This is a genomic window from Streptomyces sp. Y20 (assembly GCF_043195475.1).
Classification (GTDB): Bacteria; Actinomycetota; Actinomycetes; order Streptomycetales; family Streptomycetaceae; genus Streptomyces.
Map to the genome: position 1 here is coordinate 282119 of NZ_JBIDDP010000001.1, position 20152 is coordinate 302270.

At 75.9% G+C, this 20152-nt stretch carries 17 protein-coding genes; 6 read left to right on the plus strand and 11 right to left on the minus strand.

Annotation, left to right across the window (positions count from 1 at the left end; translation table 11 throughout):
* Positions 1-610: 610 nt before the first annotated feature.
* The 9 genes from ACGFT1_RS01320 to ACGFT1_RS01360 are packed head-to-tail and all read right to left on the minus strand — an operon-like array spanning position 611 to position 10687.
* Positions 611-2029, minus strand: a complete 1419-nt coding sequence (locus tag ACGFT1_RS01320) for a PfkB family carbohydrate kinase (RefSeq protein ID WP_373906949.1) — start codon at positions 2027-2029, stop codon at positions 611-613.
* The gene (locus tag ACGFT1_RS01325) at positions 2026-2784 is read right to left on the minus strand and encodes an SIS domain-containing protein (RefSeq protein WP_373906950.1); all 759 of its coding nucleotides are present in this window, start codon (positions 2782-2784) and stop codon (positions 2026-2028) included. Before ACGFT1_RS01325 ends, ACGFT1_RS01320 begins: the two co-directional genes overlap by 4 nt.
* Positions 2781-4013, minus strand: coding sequence for a glycosyltransferase (locus ACGFT1_RS01330; protein WP_373906951.1), 1233 nt, complete (start codon positions 4011-4013; stop codon positions 2781-2783). The genes ACGFT1_RS01325 and ACGFT1_RS01330 overlap by 4 nt, the downstream gene beginning before the upstream one ends.
* On the minus strand, positions 4010-4972 hold the full coding sequence (locus ACGFT1_RS01335; RefSeq protein ID WP_373906952.1) for a glycosyltransferase: 963 nt from the start codon (positions 4970-4972) through the stop codon (positions 4010-4012). The genes ACGFT1_RS01330 and ACGFT1_RS01335 overlap by 4 nt, the downstream gene beginning before the upstream one ends.
* On the minus strand, positions 4969-5979 hold the full coding sequence (locus tag ACGFT1_RS01340) for a glycosyltransferase family 9 protein (protein ID WP_373906953.1): 1011 nt from the start codon (positions 5977-5979) through the stop codon (positions 4969-4971). Before ACGFT1_RS01340 ends, ACGFT1_RS01335 begins: the two co-directional genes overlap by 4 nt.
* Positions 5976-7028 carry an HAD-IIIA family hydrolase gene (locus tag ACGFT1_RS01345; protein ID WP_373906954.1) on the minus strand — a complete coding sequence of 351 codons (1053 nt, stop codon included), beginning with the start codon at positions 7026-7028 and terminating at the stop codon, positions 5976-5978. Before ACGFT1_RS01345 ends, ACGFT1_RS01340 begins: the two co-directional genes overlap by 4 nt.
* Positions 7025-8020, minus strand: coding sequence for a glycosyltransferase family 2 protein (locus ACGFT1_RS01350; RefSeq protein WP_373906955.1), 996 nt, complete (start codon positions 8018-8020; stop codon positions 7025-7027). Before ACGFT1_RS01350 ends, ACGFT1_RS01345 begins: the two co-directional genes overlap by 4 nt.
* On the minus strand, positions 8017-9651 hold the full coding sequence (locus ACGFT1_RS01355; protein WP_373906956.1) for a carbamoyltransferase: 1635 nt from the start codon (positions 9649-9651) through the stop codon (positions 8017-8019). The genes ACGFT1_RS01350 and ACGFT1_RS01355 overlap by 4 nt, the downstream gene beginning before the upstream one ends.
* A 28-nt stretch (positions 9652-9679) precedes the next feature.
* Entirely contained in the window at positions 9680-10687 is a 1008-nt protein-coding gene (locus ACGFT1_RS01360; RefSeq protein WP_373906957.1) for an NAD-dependent epimerase/dehydratase family protein, read from the minus strand.
* A 748-nt stretch (positions 10688-11435) separates the two neighbouring features.
* On the opposite strand from ACGFT1_RS01360, the gene ACGFT1_RS01365 reads away from it, so the two are divergent.
* Positions 11436-11999 carry a hemerythrin domain-containing protein gene (locus ACGFT1_RS01365; RefSeq protein ID WP_373906958.1) on the plus strand — a complete coding sequence of 188 codons (564 nt, stop codon included), beginning with the start codon at positions 11436-11438 and terminating at the stop codon, positions 11997-11999.
* 91 nt (positions 12000-12090) lie between these two features.
* On the opposite strand, the gene ACGFT1_RS01370 is transcribed toward ACGFT1_RS01365, so the two are convergent.
* Together ACGFT1_RS01370 and ACGFT1_RS01375 are read right to left on the minus strand one after the other, a co-directional pair.
* On the minus strand, positions 12091-12429 hold the full coding sequence (locus ACGFT1_RS01370) for a DUF3040 domain-containing protein (RefSeq protein ID WP_373906959.1): 339 nt from the start codon (positions 12427-12429) through the stop codon (positions 12091-12093).
* 358 nt (positions 12430-12787) lie between these two features.
* Positions 12788-16009 carry an XRE family transcriptional regulator gene (locus ACGFT1_RS01375; protein WP_373906960.1) on the minus strand — a complete coding sequence of 1074 codons (3222 nt, stop codon included), beginning with the start codon at positions 16007-16009 and terminating at the stop codon, positions 12788-12790.
* Positions 16010-16178: 169 nt separating this feature from the next.
* On the opposite strand from ACGFT1_RS01375, the gene ACGFT1_RS01380 reads away from it, so the two are divergent.
* The 5 genes from ACGFT1_RS01380 to ACGFT1_RS01400 all read left to right on the plus strand — a co-directional run bounded on the left by ACGFT1_RS01380 (position 16179) and on the right by ACGFT1_RS01400 (position 20060).
* A complete protein-coding gene (locus ACGFT1_RS01380) occupies positions 16179-17129 on the plus strand; it encodes a hypothetical protein (RefSeq protein ID WP_373906961.1) in 951 nt (316 codons plus the stop codon).
* Positions 17130-17165: 36 nt separating this feature from the next.
* On the plus strand, positions 17166-17609 hold the full coding sequence (locus tag ACGFT1_RS01385) for a peptidase inhibitor family I36 protein (protein ID WP_373906962.1): 444 nt from the start codon (positions 17166-17168) through the stop codon (positions 17607-17609).
* A gap of 380 nt (positions 17610-17989) precedes the next feature.
* The gene (dhaK, locus tag ACGFT1_RS01390) at positions 17990-18982 is read left to right on the plus strand and encodes a dihydroxyacetone kinase subunit DhaK (protein ID WP_373906963.1); all 993 of its coding nucleotides are present in this window, start codon (positions 17990-17992) and stop codon (positions 18980-18982) included.
* A gap of 66 nt (positions 18983-19048) precedes the next feature.
* Positions 19049-19657 carry a dihydroxyacetone kinase subunit DhaL gene (dhaL, locus tag ACGFT1_RS01395; RefSeq protein WP_373906964.1) on the plus strand — a complete coding sequence of 203 codons (609 nt, stop codon included), beginning with the start codon at positions 19049-19051 and terminating at the stop codon, positions 19655-19657.
* On the plus strand, positions 19650-20060 hold the full coding sequence (locus tag ACGFT1_RS01400; RefSeq protein WP_373906965.1) for a PTS-dependent dihydroxyacetone kinase phosphotransferase subunit DhaM: 411 nt from the start codon (positions 19650-19652) through the stop codon (positions 20058-20060). Before dhaL ends, ACGFT1_RS01400 begins: the two co-directional genes overlap by 8 nt.
* The last annotated feature ends 92 nt before the right edge of the window (positions 20061-20152 follow it).

Consider the following 20152-nt stretch of genomic DNA (forward strand, 5'->3'; position numbering starts at 1 on the left):
CGCCACGGACGGCCGGGCCCGGCACCGGCGTACGCCGCCCGGGCACCGGCGGCCTGGCGAGGCGGACAGCCGGCGCTCCGGGCCGGGCGGTGGTGGACGGGGACGTGGATCCGGCGGACACCGGGCGGCGGCCGGCGCGCAGGGCGGGGCCCGGCACCGGCAGCGCCCCTCGGCCACCGGCCCCCGGGGGGCGGAGCAGTCGCCCGTCGGACACCTGGCGGGGCGGACAGCCCGCGCGCCGGGCCGAGTGCGAGCCGGCCGCGTGGGGGGCGCCCACCGGTCATCTCCGTCGGCCGGCGGCGGATGCCGAGGCTGACGCATCCCGGCGGGCCGGGCCGGTCACCGAGCGCCGGGTCGACCGTGCGGGGCGCGCGGTGCGCGCGCGGGGGCTGTGTGGTGCTCGCCTCCACCATTCCCCGGCAGGCGCCGAAGCCGGCACCTCGCGGGAGGACGAGCGAGCGTCGGGCACGCCAGGACCGCGCGCCGGCCACGCCCGCCGGCTCCGGGAACGTACCGCAGCCGAAGCCTCCCGGCAGGCCGGCCGTGCGCGAGAGGCCACGGGTCCCCGGCTGGACGCGGACGCGTGGGGCGCAGGAACGGCCCGCGGGGGTCATCTCGGGGAGCCCGGGGCCGGCGTCCGGGCGGCGCGGCGGGCCAGGACGGTGGTGGAGCGGCCGTCGAGGTAGGGCAGGAGCAGGACCTGGCCGCCCCAGCTCTCCACGAGGGGCTGTTCGGGCAGCCGGGTCCGGGCGTAGTCGCCGCCCTTGGCCCAGATGTGCGGGCGGAGGTCGCCGAGGACGCGTTCGGGGGTGTCCTCGTCGAAGACGGCGACCGCGTCCACGCACTCCAGGGCACGCAGCACCCGCACCCGGTCGGCGGCCGGGACGAGGGGCCGGCCGTCGCCCTTGCGGCGGCGTACCGAGTCGTCGGAGTTGACGCAGACGATCAGGCAGTCACCGGCCCGGCGGGCGGCCTGGAGCAGGGCGACGTGCCCGGCGTGCAGCAGGTCGAAGCAGCCGCCCGCGGCGACGACGGTGCCGCCCGCGGCCCGGACGCGGGCCGCGGTGCGCACGGCGTCGGCGGTGGTGTCGCCGTCGGCCGGGGGTTCGGCGGCCGGCTCGGGGCGGTCCGCACCGGTGACCGCGCGGGCGCCGCCCTCGGCGACGTAGCGGGTGGCGGCGTGGACGGCGGCCTGGACGGCGGCCTCGGTGAGGGCGCCGTCGGCGAGCAGACCGGCGGCGGCGGAGGCGAACCGGTCGCCGGCGCCGCAGGGATCGCCGGAGGCGGCGCCCGTGGTCGGCACGAGCAGCGGGGTCTCACCGTGGGAGAGGAGGGCGCCGCGGTCGCCGAGGGTCACGGCGACGGCCTGCACCTGCCAGGCGGCGACCAGGGCGCGGGCGTCCCGGGCGGCGGTGCGCAGTCCGGCCGCGTCGCCGGCGTCGCCGCCGTCGGCCAGCCGGCGGGCGAACGCGCGTGCCTCCTGTGCCGAGGGGGTGACCAGGCGGACGCCTGGCACGGGGGGCCGGCCGCGGACGTGGGGGTCCCACACGACGGGCGCCGCGGTGTGCGCCAGCGCGTCCCGGAGGACGTCGGCGGTGCCGCGGCCGTAGTCGGCGACGAGGACGCCGTCGGCCGCCGCGACCGTGGACACCGCCTCCCGGGTGGCCTCGCGGGCGTGTCCCTCGCCGTCGTCGAGGCGCAGCAGCGGCCGGTCCCCGGCCAGGACGCGGGTCTTGCTGCTGAGGGTGCCCTCCAGCGGCACCTGGACCAGGTCGACCCGGCCGGCCAGCAGCTCGCGCAGGGTGTCGCTGGCGGGGTCGGTGCCGAGAGCGGTGACCAGGGTGACGGGGCGTCCGTCGGCCGCCGCGAGGCAGGCGGCGAGGGCGGCTCCGCCGGGGCGGGAGCTGCGCCGGGTGCCGTGGACCACGGGTACGGGGGCGTCCGGGGCCAGGCGTTCGGCCCGGCCGCACAGGTCGTGGTCGAGCAGGGCGTCGCCCACGACGACCAGGGGTGTGTGCGAGGCGTTCACGCGTGTCCCTCCGTGGGGGCCGCGGGCGCGCCGGACGCGGCACGGCCGACGGTGCGGGCACGGCCCACGAGCCGGCCGACGACACCCGGCCTGCCGTCGGCCGAGGGCTTGGTGCCGGCGCCGTCGCCGTCGGCCCGGTGGTCCGACTCGCCGCGTGCGACGGCCCGGTCGAATGCCTCGCACAGCATGTGCACGGCGACCAGGTGCAGTTCCTGGACGGTGGCGGCGACGGGGGCGTCGACGCACAGGGCCTCGTCCGCGCCGAGGTGCAGCGGGTTGGGGGCCCGTCCGGTCAGCGCCCACACCGTCATGCCCAGACGGTGGGCGCGCTCGGCGGCGGCCAGCAGGTTGGCGCTCGCCCCGCTGGTGGACAGCAGCAGCAGGACGTCGCCGGGCCGGCCGTGGGCGGCGGTCTGGCGGGCGAACACCTCCTGGACGCCGTAGTCGTTGGCGATCGCGGTGGTGGAGGAGGTGTCGGCGTGCAGGGCGACCGCGGAGAACGGCGGCCGGTCGTCGCGGTAGCGGCCCACGAGTTCGGCGGTGAGGTGCTGTGCCTGCGCGGCGCTGCCGCCGTTGCCCGCGACGAGCAGCCGGGCGCCGGAGCCCAGCCGGCGGGCGAGGTGGGTGCCCCAGCGTTCGAGGAGCGGACCGTTGCCGCGGAACGTCTCCAGGGCCTTCGTCAGGTCGTCGCAGTGGGTGGTGTCGTTGACGGCCCCGTGCGTGGTGCCGTGCGTGCTGCCGGTGGCGGTCTTCATCGGACGACTCCCGAGAGCGAGCGGACGGATGACACGGCGCCGTACACCGCTGCCACGCCGTCGGCGACCCGGTCCCAGGTGTAGTGGCCAAGGACCCGTTCGCGGCCGGCGGCCCCGTACCGGGCGAGCCGGTCGGGGTCGGCGAGGAGGCCGCGGACGACGGCGCCGAGGTCGTGGTCGTCGTCGGCCGGGACGAGGACGCCGGTGGTGCCGTCCACGACGGTGTCGAGCTGGCCGCCGACGGCGGTGGCGACGACCGGGGTGGCGCAGGCCATGGCCTCCAGCGGGACGATGCCGAACGGTTCGTACCGGGGCAGCGACAGCACCAGGTCGGCGCTGGACATCAGCCGGGGCATGCGGGCCCGGCTGACGCCGCCGAGCAGGGTGACGCGGTCGGCGACCCCGAGTTCGGCGGCCGTGCCGTAGAGGCGCGCGGCCTCGGGTTCGGTGCCGAGCAGATCGGCCTCCGGGCCTCCGGCGATGAGGAGTTCGGCGTCGGGGACGCCGGCCAGGGCGCGGATGGCGCGGTCGTAGCCCTTGCGGGGGACGAGCCGGCCGACGGCCAGCAGCCGCCGGCGGGCACCGGCCCGGCGCGGGCGGCCGACGGGCGCGAACTGGTCGGGGTCCACCCCGCAGGGCACCACGCTGATCCGGTCCTCCGGCAGCCCCATGGCCTTCAGTTCGGCCACCTCGTCGCTGCACGTGGCGATGATCCGGGCGCACTCGTGGCCGACGGCCTCCTCGATGGCGAGGCGCTGCGGCGGGCTGGTGTCGGCGGTGCCCTGGTAGCGCTGCTTGACCGTGCCGAGCGCGTGGTAGGTCTGCACGACGGGGATACCGAGTTCCCGGGTGCCGGCCAGGGCGGCCAGGCCCGACATCCAGAAGTGGGCGTGGACCACGTCGGGCGGGCTCTGCGTCCATTGCCGGGCCAGGAAATTCCCGAACTCGGCCATGTACGGCAGGAGTTCGTCCTTGGGGACGGGCGCGGGCGGCCCGGCGGGCACGTGCACGACCTGGACGCCGTCGATGAGGGTCACCCGGTCGGGCAGGCCCGCGGAGTCCCGCCGGGTGTACACCGTGACCCGGTATCCCTTTCTGGCGAGCTGCCGGGCGACCTGCGCCACGTACACGTTCTGGCCGCCCGCGTCCGGTCCGCCGAGCGCGGCCAGCGGGCTGGCGTGCTCGGAGACCATGGCGACGCGCCCGGCCGTGTGCGGAATGCGGCTCATCGGGTGACCTCCTTGATCAGGCGCTCCCAGTCCTCCAGGAAGCGCCGCTCTCCGTAGCGGGCCCGGGCCGCAGCCCGGGCCGCCGCGCCGGTGCGGCGGGCCAGCCCGGGTTCGGCGAGGAGGGCCCGTACGGCGTCCTCCAGCACGTCGAGGCGGTTCGAGACCACCCCGGCGCCGTCGGGTACGGCCTCGCGGACCTCGGTGGTGTCCAGGGCGACCACGGGCATGCCGAGGAACATGGCCTCCAGCAGGGACAGGCCGAGCGAGGTCCAGCGCACGGGGTGCAGGTAGAGACGGCAGCGGGCCATCTCGCGGTGCAGTTCGTGCTGCGGCAGGTCCCGGGTGCGGCAGCGCCCGGGCGGCAGGCCGAGGTGCTCGGCGAGCCCTTCGGTGCGCATCCCGAAGACGTCCAGGGGCGCGGAGCGGGCGAACCGGGGCAGCAGGTCGGTGCCGGTGGTACGGCCCCTGCGTACGGGTTCGTTGACCACGACGGCCGCGCGCCGCTCGGTGCCGGTCCACAGCGGGCCGGGGTCGAGGATGCCGTGCTCGACGACCTCGGCCGGGGCCCGGCCGTTGTCCCACATGAGCCGGTTGAAGTGGGTGACGTGCACGACGGGGATCCGGGACTGCCCGGCCAGCGGGTGGGGCTGCCGCTCGGGTGAGGCGTCGGGGCTGTTGTGCTCGACGTACACGGCGGGCACGTCCACGCCGGGCGTGCGGCCGGTCCAGCGCGCGGCCAGGTCGATCTCGTGGGGGCGTTGCAGGACCATCAGGTCGATGTCGCTGTCCCGCAGTTCGCCCGGGGTGCGTTCCCGGACGGCCGCGGGCCAGTGCCAGGTCACGGCCCGGCCGAGCCCGTCGGGGCCGCGGTCCCCGGTGACCGGGACCAGGTAGGTGTGCGGGCCCTGCACGAAGGCGGTGAGCCAGGATCCGTGCACGTGCCATACGAGGATGTTCATGACTGCCGCTCCTGGATGAGCTTGTGCACCGCGCGCACCACGTCCTGTCCGGTGACCTCGTCCAGGCAGGGGTGGCCGGGCACGGGGCAGGTGAGGGCCCGGGTGTCCGCACAGGGCGCGGACTGGTCGCCGAGCAGGATGACGGGGACGCCGTACGGCGCCCAGCGGCCGGCCGGCACGACCGGCGCGAACAGCGAGACGACCGGGGTGCCGACGGCGGCGGCGAGGTGGGCGGGGCCGGTGTTGGCGCTGATCACGGCGTCGGCCGTGCGCAGCACGCCGGCGAGGGTGCGGGGCGAGGTCCGGCCGCCGAGGTCCACGGCGAGGTCGCCGCTCACCTGCCGGGTCAGGGCCCTCTCGCCGGGGCCGCCGGTGACGACGACGCGGTGCCCGGCGTCGGTGAGCAGGGCGACGGCCTCCGCGCAGCGGTGGGGGCTCCAGGCGCGGGCGGGGGCGCTGGCGCCGGGGTGCAGGACGACGTAGGGGCCGTGGCCGGTGAGGCCACCGGTGTCCGGGGGCGGCAGCACGCGCAGCCGGCCGTCGTCTCCGGCCGGGAGCGGGAAGCCCAGGGCGGCGGCCGTCTCCAGGGCCGCCTCGGCCTCGTGCCGGCCGCCCTGCCGCCGGTGGCGTACGTCGAGCAGCCGGCCGGGGTGGTCGACGCTGTCCGCGCCGATCCGGCCGACGCCGGCGAGCCGCAGCAGCAGCGCGGTGGGCAGCGGGCTCTGGTGGAAGGAGGTGAGGACGAGCGCGGTGTCGTAGGCGCCGGCGCGCAGCCGTCCCAGCAGGGCGTCGATGTCCGCCGGGACGACCGGGGGCGGGTCGAAACCCTCCCAGGGCGCCGCCCACTCCAGCACCTCGTCCACGCCGGGCAGCAGTCGGGCGGCGTCCGCGCCGCGCGGGCCGCAGAGCATCGTGACGTGGGAGGCGTGGGCGGCGACGGCGCGTACGGCGGGGCCGGCGAGCAGGACGTCGCCGAAGCTGTCGAGACGGACGACGAGGGCCTTCACCGCGACCGCCTCCCCGCGGACGGCGCGGACACGGGGGCCGCGTGCGCCACGGGGACCGCCACGCCGTCCGACCGCCCGCTCTCGAAGGCCCGGGGGACTCCGGGGGGTGCGGGGGCCGCTGGGGCCGCCGTGACCGCTGGGGCGGGGCGGGGCGCGGGAGCCGAAGAGGCGGCGGTGGCCGTGGGAGCCGCAGGAACCGTGGGGGCGGTGCGGTTGGTGGGGGCCGCAGGAGCAGGGGCGGGTGCCGCACCGGCCGCAGCCGCCACAGGGCCCACAGGGCCCACAGGGCCCACAGGAGCGGGTGACCCGGCGGCCTTTGAGGCCGCGGAAGCCACAGGAGCGGGTGTCGCGGCACCCGCGGGCGTCGCGGGCACCGCGGGCGCCGTGGGGACCGCGGGCCTCGCGGTGCCGTGCCAGGGTGTCCGGGTGTGGGCCTGGCCGGTGGCCGGGTCCCGTGCGGACCGTTGTCTCCCGGTCGCAGACGGCCGCCTCCCGGCCGAGGCCGGTCTCCCGCCGGGCGGGAGGCCGGCCTCGGCCAGTGCCGCGCGTACGGCGGTGAGTACGTCGGGGGCGCTGTCCATGGCGAAACGTGCCACCTCCGCCGGTGCCGTGGCCGCGTTCGGGACGAGCACACCCCGGGCGCCCGCCGCGCGGGCGGCCAGCACGTCCGCGGCGATGTCACCGATCACCAGGCACCCGGCGGCCTCGACGCCCAGCCGGGCGGCGGCGGTGCGGATCAGGCCGGGCCGGGGTTTGCGGCAGGCGCAGCCCGTGTCCGGGGCGTGCGGGCAGAACAGCCAGGTGTCCAGTCCGCCCAGCAGCTCGTCGGCACGCGCGTTGACGCGGAGCACCTGCTCGACGGTGAGCAGGCCGCGCCCGATGCCGGACTGGTTGCTGACGACCCCGGTCGGCAGCCCGGCGGACCGCGCCAGCGCGACGGCAGCGGCCGCGCCCGGCAGCAGCCGTACCCGGCCGGGGTCGCCGTTGTACGGCACGTCCCGCACGAGGGTGCCGTCGCGGTCGAAGAGGACGGCGGACAGCCTGTTCACTCGGCGCCTCCCAGGGGTTCGGCCTGCCGGTGGCGGACGATGCCGCACACCCAGTGCCGGACGGCGAGGGGCGGGATGAGCACGCTGGTGCCGAGCATCCCGGCGATCTCGCGGGCGGTGCGCGGGCCGGGCAGGATCCGGGCGAGGGCGAACTCGGTGGTGCCCAGCGTCCACAGCGCCGCCCAGGCGGTCGCTGCCCGGCGCCGCCCGGTCAGGGCGCAGGATGCGGCGGCGAGGGCGGCTCCCGTGACCACGAGGTGGCGGGGCAGCCGGCCGCGGGGCGCCTGTGCGCGGTCCCACCAGTCGCGGCCGTGCAGCCGGTTCATCAGGGCGTCGTCGGCGTTGCCGCGCTGCGCGGGCAGCGAGGCCCACCAGTGGGCCGGGCGGACGGGGTGCCGGGTGACCCGTCCGCCCCGGACCAGGGACCAGCCGGCCCGCTGGACGCGCAGGGCGAGGTCGGCGTCCTCGCGGAAGGCGCGCGGGAAGCGTTCGTCGAAGCCACCGGTCCGCTTGAGGGCCTCGGTGCGGTAGGCCATGTCGGCCGTGGCCCAGGCGGCGTTCTCCAGGCCCTTGGTGGTGCGTTCCCAGTCGGTGGGCCGGCGGTCGGGGGGCAGGGGGACACGCAGCCGACCCTGGATGCCGCCGACGTCGGGACCGGCCTTCCGCAGGTCCTCGGCGAGCCGCCGGGACCAGTCGGGCAGCACCTGGACGTCGTCGTCCAGGAAGACCGTCCAGGGCGTACGGACGGTCTGCCAGCCGGCGTTGCGGGCGGCGGCCGGGCCCCGGCCGCCGGTGCGCAGGGTGCGGACGCGGTCGAGGAGCTGCCCGGCCGGCTCCAGCGGCAGGCCGCCGTCGGGTGCGGGCCGGTCGTCCACGACGACCACCTCGTGCGGCGGATGGTCGCCGGCCGCCGCGAGCGCGCGCAGGCACTCGGCGAGGCAGGGGCGGGCGATCGTCGGGACGACGACGGTGTACGCGGGTGCGTCGCTCATGCGAACGCCTTCCCGCGTCGGATGGCGAACGGGCCGAGCACCAGCAGGTCCACGGGGGCCGAGCCGAAGCACTCCAGGGCGTCCCTGGGGTCGTCGACCATGGGCCGGCCGGCGGTGTTCAGACTGGTGTTGACCACCACCGGCAGTCCGGTGCGCCGTTCGAAACCCTCGATCATCCGGGCCACCAGCGGCTCCTGGTCCCGGTCCACGGTCTGGACGCGGGCCGTGCCGTCGACATGGACCACGGCCGGGATGCGGGCCCTCCAGTCGGGGGCCACGTCGTGGACGAAGAGCATGTGCGGGCTGGGCAGCGGCCCGTCGAAGATCTCGGCCGCGCGTTCGGCGAGGACCATGGGCGCGACGGGCCGGAACTCCTCGCGTCCCTTGACGGCGTTGAGCCGCTCCAGGTTGGCGGCCCGGCCCGGGTGGGCGAGCAGCGAGCGGTGCCCGAGCGCACGGGGCCCGTACTCGCTGCGGCCCTGGAACCAGGCCACGATCCCGTCGGCGGCCAGCGCCTCGGCGGCCGTCTCGGCGATGTCGGCGGGCTCCTCGTACGGTACGGCCGCCCGGTCGAGCCACTCCCGCAGCTCGGTGTCGCTCCAGCCGCGGCCGAGCGCGGCCGTCGGCATCGGCTCCAGGGTGTCCTTCTGCCCGGCGATGTGCGCCGCGGCGCCGAGGGCCGTGCCGGCGTCGCCTGCGGCGGGCTGCACCCACACGTGGGCGAAGCCGCTCTCCCGCCACAGCCGGGTGTTGGCCACGCAGTTGAGTGCGACCCCGCCGGCCAGGGTGAGCACGTCCTCGCCGGTGCGCTCGCGCAGCCACCGGGCGAGGCCCAGCATGGCCTCCTCCAGGCAGAGCTGGGCACTGGCGGCGAGGTCGGCGTGGTCCTGGTCCCAGGCGCCGCCGGCGGGGCGCGCCGGGACGAGTTCCGCCCAGGGCACGGGGCGGGCCCGGAAACCGCCGCCGTCATCGGTGTGGACGTACTCGCGCAGCCGGCCGGCGAAGCGCGGGGTGCCGTGGGAGGCGAGGGCCATGACCTTGAACTCGTCGCTGCTGCGCAGGAATCCGAGGTGCTGGGTGAGGTCCTCGTAGAACAGACCCAGGGAGTCGGGCAGTTCCTGGGTGACGAGGACGGTCAGTTCGCGGCCGGTGTAGCGGCCTGCCAGGTGGGAGCCGCACTCGCCGCGGCCGTCCAGGACGAGGACGGCGCAGTCCGGGTACGGCGAGACGGCCCCGGCGGAGGCGGCGTGGGCCACGTGGTGCGGGACGAACCTGACCTTGGCCGGGTCGAGTCCGGGCAGGGCCTCGGCGAGGAATTCCGGGGCCCGGCGGGCGTACTCCTGGCGCAGGTGGTCCCAGGGGTCGTGCAGCCCCAGCCGCTCGGCGGGACGGGCGAGTGCCGGATCGTAGGAGTAGGCGACGGCGTCCAGGTCGGCCGGGGTGAGGCCGGCCTGTGTCAGGCACCAGCGGGCCGACTGCTCGGGCAGCTCCCAGGCGGAGAAGGGAACGGGGCGCTTGCCGTGCTTGCGGCGTGAGAAGCGTTCCTCCTCCGCTGCCGCCACGACCGTGCCGTCGGTGATCAGGGCGGCGGCGGGATCGTGGAAGAGTGCGTTGATTCCGAGGACGTGCATGCGCTGTCTCCAGGGCCGGGGGCGGGGGTCAGGAATGCGGGGCCGGGACCTCCGCGCGCGAGGCCGGTTCCGGGGGCAGGGCGGAGAAGTAGGCGATGGTCTGCTTCAGGCCCTCCTCCCAGGGGATCTGCGGGGACCAGCCGAGCAGTTCGCGCGCCAGGGTCGTGTCGGGCCGGCGCCGGCCGGGATCGTCGACGGGCCGGTCTATGAACGCGATCGGCGAGCGGGAACCGGTCAGGGCGACCACCCGGCGGGCCAGGTCGGCGACGGTGATCTCGTCACTGCCGCCGATGTTGACGGGCCGTACGGAGCGGCTGGCGGCCACCCGCAGGATGCCGTCGACGGTGTCGTCGACGTAGCACAGCGAGCGGGTCTGGCTGCCGTCGCCGGTCACCGTGAGCGGTTCGCCGGCCAGGGCCTGGCAGATGAACGTCGGTACCGCGCGGCCGTCGTGGGCCCGCATGCGCGGCCCGTAGGTGTTGAACAGCCGTACTATCCCGGCGTTCGTCCCCCGGGTGCCGGCGTGCGCGGTCACCAGGGCCTCGCCGAACCGCTTGGACTCGTCGTACACGCTGCGCGGCCCGACCGGGTTGACGTTGCCCCAGTAGCCCTCGTGCTGCGGGTGCACCAGCGGGTCGCCGTACACCTCGGAGGTGGAGGCCAGCAGGAAGCGGGCGCCGTCGCGTTCGGCGATCCTCAGCGCGTTGCGGGTGCCGAGGCTGCCCACGTCCAGCGTCTCCAGGGGCATCCGCAGGTAGTCGGCGGGTGAGGCCGGGCAGGCGAAGTGCAGTACCAGGCCGTAGGGGCCCGGCAGCAGTCCGGTGCACTCGGCCGCGGAGACGTCGCAGTGCACGTACCGGAATCCGGGCCGGTCCTCCAGGTGCGCGACGTTCTCGCGCCGGCCGCAGGCCAGGTTGTCGGCACAGTCGACTTCGACGCCCGAATCCAGCAGCCGTTCGCACAGATGGGAGCCGAGGAAACCGGCGCCCCCGGTCACGAGGGCGCGCCGCCAGGAGAACGGTGTCTCAGCAGTCATGGGCCTGTTCCTTCGTCCACGTCGTTCGCGCCGCGAAGACGCCCTGGGCGGGCGTCGGCGCGTACTGCGTCGCCGGGTCCGACATCGTCGGCCCGCTGGGAGAGAAGGGGAGGAGAGGGCCGGGTCCCCGCTCATCCGGAGGACCGCCCTGATCGGCCGCCGCTTGCTGGACGGCACTGGCAGCTGGGTTCCCCTGCCAGTTGGGTTCACGCGTTGGATTCTGATTCTCCCGGATCACGGGTGCTCGCGCGACTCCGGCTCCCCGTCCAGCACGGCGGGAAGGCTCCTGCACGACGATGTCCGGGTTCCGCCGGCACCCGGAAGGCCGGCCCGTGCGGGGAGTTGCCCCTGGAAAACACCGGAGGCCCCCCGGCCGGCCCGCACCGCGCACGCCGCCTCGCGCGCCTGGCGGTACGCCGGGCGATTAGCGGCTTCCGAAGACGGGTTCAGAACTTGCAGACGACTCGCCGCCGGGGTGGTTTCAGGAGGCCGGTCCGCTGGTGCCCGCGGTCGGGCGCGGGCACCCGGGCGGTGGGCACACCCGAGCGCGGCTGTCCGCAGCGGGATCATGCGGCACCGCGGGAGGGGGCGCGGGCCCGAACGGGCCGGATGGCCGCCGTCTGCCACGTCTGTCACCCGATCCGGTGGCCGGACGGGACGGACCGTGTGGCCCGCCGTCCCCGGGGCACCCGGCCGGACGACGGCCGGCCGCTCACGGGCCGCCGCGTGTCATTCAGGAGGTACGACGATGGGTCACGGCGGAAACGTCATCCAGGAGCTCACCACCGACCACCGTGAGGTCGAGGAGCTCTTCGGCCGGATCGAGGCGCTGCCGCCCGGTTCCAGCGAACGCAAGAACCTGGCCGACCAGGCCACGATCGAGCTGGTCCGCCACTCCGTCGCCGAGGAGGCCTATCTGTACCCGGCGGTGCGCGAGCACCTCACGGGCGGGGACGCCCTGGCCGACAAGGAGCTGGAGGACCACGCGAAGGCCGAGCAGATCATGAAGGACCTGGAGGGCTGTCAGGCCGACGACCCCCGGTTCGACACGCTCATGGCGCAGCTGATGACGGAGATCCGCTCCCATGTGACCGACGAGGAGCTGAACCTCTTCCCGCGTCTGGAGGCGGCCTGTTCCCCCGACGCGCTGATGACCCTCGGCGACAAGGTGCGCCGGGCCAAGAAGACGGCGCCGACCCGGCCGCACCCGGCGGCGCCGGACAAGCCCCCGGCCAACAAGCTGCTGGCCCCGGGCGCCGGCCTGGTCGACCGGATGCGCGACGCGCTGTCGGGGCGGGGCAAGGAGAGCTGACGCGGCACCGCCACGGGCGGAAGAAGGCGGGGCCGGGCAGGTTGCCCGGCCCCGCTTCCCGTTGCCGGGCCGTGCTTTCTGCTGCCGGGGCTCAGAGCCAGGGAGTGACCCGGGCGCCGGCGCGGATCCGGGTGCGGGTGGCCCGGCACAGCAGCCGGAACACCTGCACGAGGGTCAGCGGCCACAGCGCCGCGAAGCACCACAGCAGCGCCGGGTCCGAGGTGCGGATGCCCATGACGGCCACGAACACCGACGCGGCCGTCAGCAGCACGACCGCCACCGGCAGCCACCCCGGACCGCGCGGGCAGCCCATCCGGCGCGCGAACCGGCGGTCCTGCCGCAGTCTCGACTCGATCTGCAGCAGCGCCAGCCGCTCGCACGGTGACAGCTGTACCTCGTCGTGCATCTCCCACATCTCCCAGTCGTCCACGGCAACGGCACCTCCTCCGCCCGACGGCGGCCCCGTGTTCCGGAGCGCCGAGTTCCCCGGACGGCGCCGGCGATGCCGGGCCGCTGCCGGCCACGAGGGCGGGGACGGGGGGAGGAAACTCCACCCCGGGGCCGGTGGCCACCCCGACTAAAAGGGGGCCCCGGCGCGGCCACGATGGAGGCGGCCCTCCCTTCGTCCGCCCGCAGGGAGCCACCGTGCGGGAGCCCAGCGAGGCGCAGCCGGCGGAGGAACACCCGATGTGGCCCTGGGTGGTGCTGACGGCCGTCGCGGCCCGCGTCGTGATCGTTTCCCTGGACGTGCTCCTGACGGCGTGACGGCGTGACGGCGGGCCGGAGAATCAGCTCGCCGTGCCCCGTCCCGCCGGACGCCCGGGGCCGCCGGCGGCGCCGGGTGCGCGCCGGGGCCGGCCGGTCGGCTCGGAGTCGTCCGGATCGCCGCACGGGGGCGCGTAGGCGACGTACGGCAGGTGGGCGGCCCACTGGGCGCGGGTGATGCGGGGGCCGGTGTGAGCGCAGGCGTGCGCGATGACGCGGGCCCGGTCGGTACCGGCGAGGCGGACGGTGGCGTCGAAGCCGCCGGAGGCCAGTACGGTTCCGTCGGGGCTGAAGGCGACCGAGCTGACCGCCGTGCCGTGGCCGGTCAGTGTGGTCGGCGCGGTCGGGTGCGTGGGCCGGTCCACGCTCCACAACCGCACCGTGCGGTCGTCGCTCGCGCTGGCCAGGGTGCGCCCGTCGGGGCTGAACGCCACCGAGCCGACGACGTCGGTGTGGCCGGAGAGGCCGGCGAGCGGGGCCGGACGCCGCGGGTCGGCGAGGTTCCACAGCCGTACCGGTGCGTGCCCGCCGCCGGCCGTGGCCAGTGTGCGGCCGTCGGGGCTGAACGCCACCGAGAACGCCCCGGTGGCGTGGCCGTACAGGACGGCCAGCCGTCGGGGCCGGCGCCGGTCGGCGACGGCGGTCAGTCGTACGGCGCCGTCCTCGCCGGCGCTGGCGAGCGTGCCGCCGTCCGGGCTGAACGCCACCGAACGGACCGCGTCACGATGTCCGGTCACCCGCGTGAGCAGGGCGGGCCTGGCGGGGTCGGTGACGTCCCAGAGCCCCACACTGCCGTCGCTGCCGGCGGTGGCGAGCGTACGGCCGTCCGGGCCGTAGGCGACGGAGCGTACGTCGCCTCCCTGGCCGGTGAGTGAGGCGAGCAGGGCCGGCCGGGTGGGCGTCGCCGTGTCCCACAGCCGCACGCTCCCGTCGGCGGACCCGGTGGCCAGCGCGCGGCCGTCCGGGCGGTAGGCCACGGTCCGGACGTCGTCGCCGTGGCCCCTGAGGGTGGCTTCGGCGACGGGGCGGTCGGTGCCGTGCACCCGCCACAGCCGTGCGGTGTGGTCGCCGCTCGCGGTCGCCAGCTGACGCCCGTCGGGACGGTAGGCGATGGCGAGGACCTCCTTGGCGTGGGCCACCACGGTGGTCATCAGGGTGCTCACCAGGGCGTCGCGCGTCCTGGCGGTCGGGGCGAGGCGGTAGGCCGTCAGGCCCAGCTGTACCGCCAGCCCGGGATCGGTGTCGACGAGTCCCGTCGCGCTGTCCGCGATGGTCCGGGCGACCGCGGCGTTGCGCTGCCGGGTGACCTCGTCCTCGGCCCGGCGGGCGTCGACGGTGGCGATGGCCGCCACCACGACGAGCACGGCCAGGAGTGCCACGAGGAAGCGCAGGCGTCGGGCGCGCCGCCGGGCGGAGTCGTCGGCCGCGGCCTCGGCCGCCGTCCCCGCGTCGACGAAGGCCTGTTCCGTCGGGGCGAGCCGGATCCCGCGGCTGTTGACGAGGTCGCGGGCGAGGGCCAGCCGGGCGCCGCGGTAGAGGGCGCCGGGGTCCCGTCCCAGGGTTTCCCAGGCGCGGGCGGCGTCGGTGAGCCGACGGTGGGCCCGTAGCCGCTCGCGGTCGTCGGTCAGCCAGCCGCGCAGCCGGGGCCACGCCCGGATGAGCGCCTCGTGGGTGAGTTCGACCCGGCCGTCGTCGAGGGTGAGCAGGCGCAGCGCCGCGGCCCGGGCCAGCACGGTCGCGGTGTCGGCGTCCTCGCCGAGTTCGTCGCGGGAGACGGGCCGCTTGGTGTCCTCGGTGCCCTCGCCGAGGGCGATGAGGTGTACGAAGGTCTGCCGGGCCAGCTGCCGCTGACGGACGGTGAGCGAGGAATAGAGGCTCTCCGCGGACTGGGCGAGCGCCCCCTCGAATCCGCCGGCCGCGTGGAAGGCGTCCAGGGTGAGGGCCGCGCCTCGCCTCCTGCGCCAGGTCTCCAGCAGCGCGTGGGACAGCAGGGGCAGGACTCCGGCCTGCCCGTGGGCGTGGGCGACGAGGGTGGCCTGGAGGGCGCCTTCCACGGTCAGGCCGGCCCGCCGGGCGGGTTCGACGACGGCGCACCGCAGTTCGGCCGCGCTCATCGGGCCGACGACGACCTGCGCGTCGCGCAGGATGGCGACGAGCGGGGCGTGGCGGGTGCAGTGGGCGTAGAAGTCGGCGCGGACCCCGAGGACGATCCGGCAGCCGGATCCGGGCCGCTCCGCCTCCTCGACGAGGGCGGCGATGAAGCGGGCCCGCTCGTCGGCGTCGGTGCAGACGGTGAAGACCTCCTCGAACTGGTCCACGACGACGACCAGTTCACCCGGCCGGGAACCCGGCGCGGGGCCCGGCCCGGAGCCCAGTCCGCAGTCCGCCCTGTGGCCCCGGCCTGACTGCAACCCGGATCCCGGCCCGGAGCCCGGCCCGTGGCCCGGCCCTGACAGGAACCTGGATCCCAGCCCGGAGTCCGGTCCGGAGGCCGCCCCGTGGCCGGGCCCGGAGTCCGGTCCGGAGGCCGCCCCGTGACCGGGCCCGGAGACCGACCCGGACTCCAGCCCGTGACCCGACCCGGACTCCCAGGACTCCCGGGCTTCCCGCCCCGCCGCGAGCGCCTTCTCCAGGCGTTCCCACGGGTGGGGTCCGGGGGTGAGGACCCAAACCCTGCGGCGTGGTTCGTCACGGGTCAGACGCGGCAGCAGTCCGGCGCGCAGGAGGGAGGACTTGCCGGCTCCGGACGCGCCGACGACGGCCACGGCCCGCCTCCGGGCCAGGGTGGCGAGGAGGTCCTCGACGAGACGCTCGCGGCCGAAGAACAGGTCGGCGTCCTCGGTCCGGAAGGCCGCCAGACCGACGTACGGCCCTCGGGGGAGCGGGCCGGCCGGTACCTCCGGGCAGGGCTGTCGGTGCGGGTCGCCCCCCTCGTCCGGGCCGTTCCGCTCCCCCGAGGCGCCGGCGGAGGACACGGCGCGGAGTTCGACGGCGACGGCGTGCCAGCGCCCCTCCCATTCCCGCGGATCGCCGCCGCAGGCCCGTACGTACGACAGCGTGACGTCCAGGCTGGGCAGCCGCCGTCCGGAGGCGGCGCCGGACAGGGTGGCCACCGAGTAGTGGGCGCGGTGCGCCAGATCGCGGTACGGCGGGGAGCCGGCCTCGTGACGTAAGCGGCGCAGAGCCGCGGCGAACCGCAGCAGCGGTCCGTCTTCCCCCTCCAGCGGGCGCTCCTTGCGGGCCATGCTCCCCTTCCCCCGCTCGGGCTTCCCCACCCGAGGGGTTTTCCGCCCTCTGGTGTGGATTGTTCAGCAATTGTTTGTTCACTGCAACCGGCCCGACGGCGAACAACCGACAACGGCTAGACCTGGGTTCACGCACCACGACAGCGAGAGCGAGGGGAGGTCTTCGCCGATGAGGCGTCACCGTGCGACCGCCACGGCCACGGCCCGGGCCGTGGCCGCCGGTCTGGCAGCCGTCCTGCTGCTGGGCGGATGCGGAGCGGCCGCGGGCGGCCCGGCGCCCGGGCCGGGTCCGGCGGGTTCGTCCCGCGAACCGGGCCCGCGGGAGGTCCGGGTGCTGGCCCGGGCGGAACAGGTCCTGATCAGCCGGTGCATGGCCGCGCGGGGATTCCGGTACGAGGTCACGGAGGTCGCCGGGGCTGCCGGCGAGGGCGCGCGAACCTTCCCGTACGCGGTCGACGACGTCGCGTGGGCCCGCGCCCACGGTTACGGCGGCCGGGAGGACCGCCTCAGGGCCGAGGCGCGGCGGAACGACCCGAACCAGCGGTACTTCCACGGGTTGTCGCCGTCCGCGCGGGCCGCGGCCCGTACCGCGCTGATGGGGCCCTCCCCCGTGGGGCTCTCGGCGAGGACGCCCACGAAGATGACGGTCACCGCTTCCACCGAGGGCTGCATCGCGGACGCCGAACGCACGCTCTACGGAGATCTCAAGGCCTGGTTCCGCGTCAAGGTCGTCACCATGAACCTGCGTCCCCTCCGGGAGACGCGCGTACACCAGGACCGGCGGTACGTGGCCGCGGTGGGCCGGTGGGCCGCCTGCATGCGGGCGGCCGGCCGGCCGTACACCAGCCCCGACGAGTCCCGGCAGGCGGCGGCCCGCTACCGCGAGAGCCTGCCGGCGTCCGAGGCGGACGCGGCGGGGACCGCGCTCGCCGTCACCGAAGCGACCTGCGCGACCGGCACACCGCTGGCGCGGGTCTCCCGAATTCTGGACCGCTCCTACGGCGAACGGCTCCGCGCGCAGTACCGCGAGGAACTCGTCGACAGGTGGAGGTTCCAGAACGCCGCGCTGCCGAGGGCGCGGCGCCTCGCACCACCTTCTCCGTCCGCACCACCGTCCTGACATCAAACGGGTAGGACCAGACCCCTGGAGGATCCCATGCGCAAGTTGCGCACCATGCTGCTGGCCGGCACGTTCGTCCTGCCGCTGCTGACCGTTCCCGCCGCCCTGACCACGGCCGGCGCCGCCACGGCCCACACCCCGCACGGGAAGACCACTACGGCCAGCGCCTCCGCCCTGGCCGCCGACGGCGCCTACTGGGTGTGGGAGGACACCGATCGCGGCGGCCACTCCTGCGGGTGGAGCGGCGACGACGCCAACTGGAGCACCTGCGGCCCGAACGGCAGCTTCGACATGAACGACCGGGCCTCGTCCTGGTTCAACAACGGCTACGGCGGCGCCTACGGAGACGTCCGCGTCTACGAGGACATCAACTACGGCGGTGCCTCCACCTGCGCGCCCAACGGGGGCCAGGGCAACATCCCCTGGGAGTGGAACGACCGCATCTCCTCCCACAAGTGGGTGACCGCCTGCGGCTACTGACCGCCGCTCCCCCGCTGCCGGGCCTCCCGGGCCGCACGCCCGGGAGGTCTTCGGCATGCGGCGAGAGCGCGACGCCGCGCGTGGCGGTACGCGCATGGGGCGCTACCGAACGTGAAAGCACCCGGCCGCAGGTGACCTTCACTGGCGCAAGGCCGATACTGCCAATAGACGGGACGGCCCATTCGACGATCACGATGTGGCGATCAAGGAGAGCCAGGGGGTGACGTCTCGTCACCGTGGTCGGCCCCGAGTCGGCGGCCGACCCGGCACGACCCGCCTCCGACCGCCGTGAACCGCCCGATGCAAGACCGCCCTCCACGCCGGTGACCTGCGAAGCGGCAGGTCCTGGGCCTAAGCGCCAAGCTCACGAGGAGACCCCCATGAGGATGCTGATCAACGTGCCGGAGACCGTCGTGGCGGACGCGCTGCGCGGCTTCGCCGCCGCGTATCCCGACCTGACCGTCGACGTGGAGAACCGGGTGATCGTCCGCCGGGACGCTCCCGTGGCCGGACAGGTCGGACTGGTCTCGGGCGGCGGATCGGGGCACGAGCCGTTGCACGGCGGCTTCGTCGGCCCCGGCATGCTGTCCGCCGCCTGCCCCGGGGAGGTGTTCACCTCGCCGGTGCCGGACCAGATGGCGCGCGCCGCGGCGGCCGTGGACAGCGGGGCTGGCGTGCTGTTCGTGGTGAAGAACTACACCGGTGACGTGCTGAACTTCGACATGGCGGCCGAGCTGGCCGAGGACGAGGGCATCCAGGTCGCGAAGGTGCTCGTCGACGACGACGTGGCGGTCACCGACAGCCTTTACACGGCCGGGCGGCGCGGCACCGGCGCGACGCTGTTCGTGGAGAAGATCGCGGGTGCCGCCGCGGCCGAGGGGCAGCCGCTGGAGCGGGTCGAGGCCGTCGGCCGCCAGGTCAACGCGAACTCCCGCAGCTTCGGCGTCGCCCTGAGCGCCTGTACGACCCCGGCGAAGGGCAGCCCGACCTTCGATCTGCCGGACGGTGAACTGGAGCTCGGCATCGGCATCCACGGCGAGCCGGGCCGGGAGCGGCGCCCGATGATGACCTCCGGGGAGATCGCCGACTTCGCGGTCAACGCCATCGTGGAGGACATGCCGCCGCGCGACCCGGTCCTGCTGCTGGTCAACGGCATGGGCGCCACGCCGCTGCTGGAACTGTACGGCTTCCACGCCGAGGTGCAGCGGGTACTGCGCGAACGGGGGGTCGTCGTGGCCCGCACCCTGGTCGGGAACTACGTCACCTCCCTGGACATGGCCGGCGCCTCGGTGACCTTGTGCCAGGCCGACGAGGAGCTGCTGCGGCTGTGGGACGCGCCGGTACGGACTCCGGCGCTGCGCTGGGGCATGTGAGCCGGCGACAGCAGACGATCACCGCCCCGGCCGCACCGGCCGGCAGTCCTACCACGAGGAGATCCAGTGCTCGACGCCGACTTCTTCCGCCGTTGGATGACGGCGACCGCCGCGTCCGTCGACCGCGAGGCGGAGCGCCTTACCGCCCTCGACTCGGCCATCGGGGACGCCGACCACGGCAGCAACCTCCAGCGCGGGTTCACCGCGGTCACGGCCACCCTGGAGAAGGAGGCACCGCAGACTCCGGGGGCCGTCCTGACCGCGGCCGGGCGGCAGTTGATCTCGACCGTCGGCGGTGCGTCCGGCCCGCTGTACGGCACTCTGCTGCGCCGGACCGGGAAGGCGCTCGGTGACGCGGCCGAGGTCGGCAGGGAGCAGCTGGCCGAGGCGCTGCGCGCGGGCGTCGACGGTGTGATGACGCTCGGCGGGGCGGCACCGGGCGACAAGACCATGATCGACGCGCTGGTACCGGCCGTGGACGCGCTCGGGACGGGTTTCGCCGCCGCGCGGGCCGCGGCGGAGGAGGGCGCCCAGGCCACCACCCCGTTGCAGGCGCGCAAGGGCCGGGCCAGCTATCTGGGCGAACGCAGCATCGGCCACCAGGATCCGGGGGCGACCTCGTCGGCGCTGCTGATCGCCGCGCTGGCCGACACGGCGGAGGCGGACGGTGAGTGAGGACAGGGCGGTCGGGATCGTACTGGTGTCGCACAGCGCGGAGGTGGCCGCGTCGGTCGCGGCGCTGGCCAAGGGCCTGTCGGGCGGGGCGGCCGCGGTGCCGGTGGCTCCGGCGGGCGGCACCGAGGACGGCGGGCTCGGCACCAGCGCCGAGCTGATCGCCGCCGCGGCGGCGTCGGTGGACGGCGGGGCCGGGGTGGCGGTGCTCACCGACCTGGGCAGCGCGGTGCTCACGGTGAAGGCACTGCTCGCCGAGGGCGATGAACTCCCGGAGCGTACGCGCCTGGTGGATGCGCCGTTCGTCGAGGGCGCGGTGGCCGCGGTGGTCACCGCCGCCGCGGGGGGAGACCTGGACGCCGTGGAAGCGGCGGCGGCGGAGGCGTACGCCTACCGCAAGGTGTGACGACGGGCTTCGGCGCGCGAGGGGGCCGGCGGCGGCGCGCGACGAAAGAGCCGGTCGGCCGCCGCCCCCGCGACGCATCGCCGGGCAGGGCC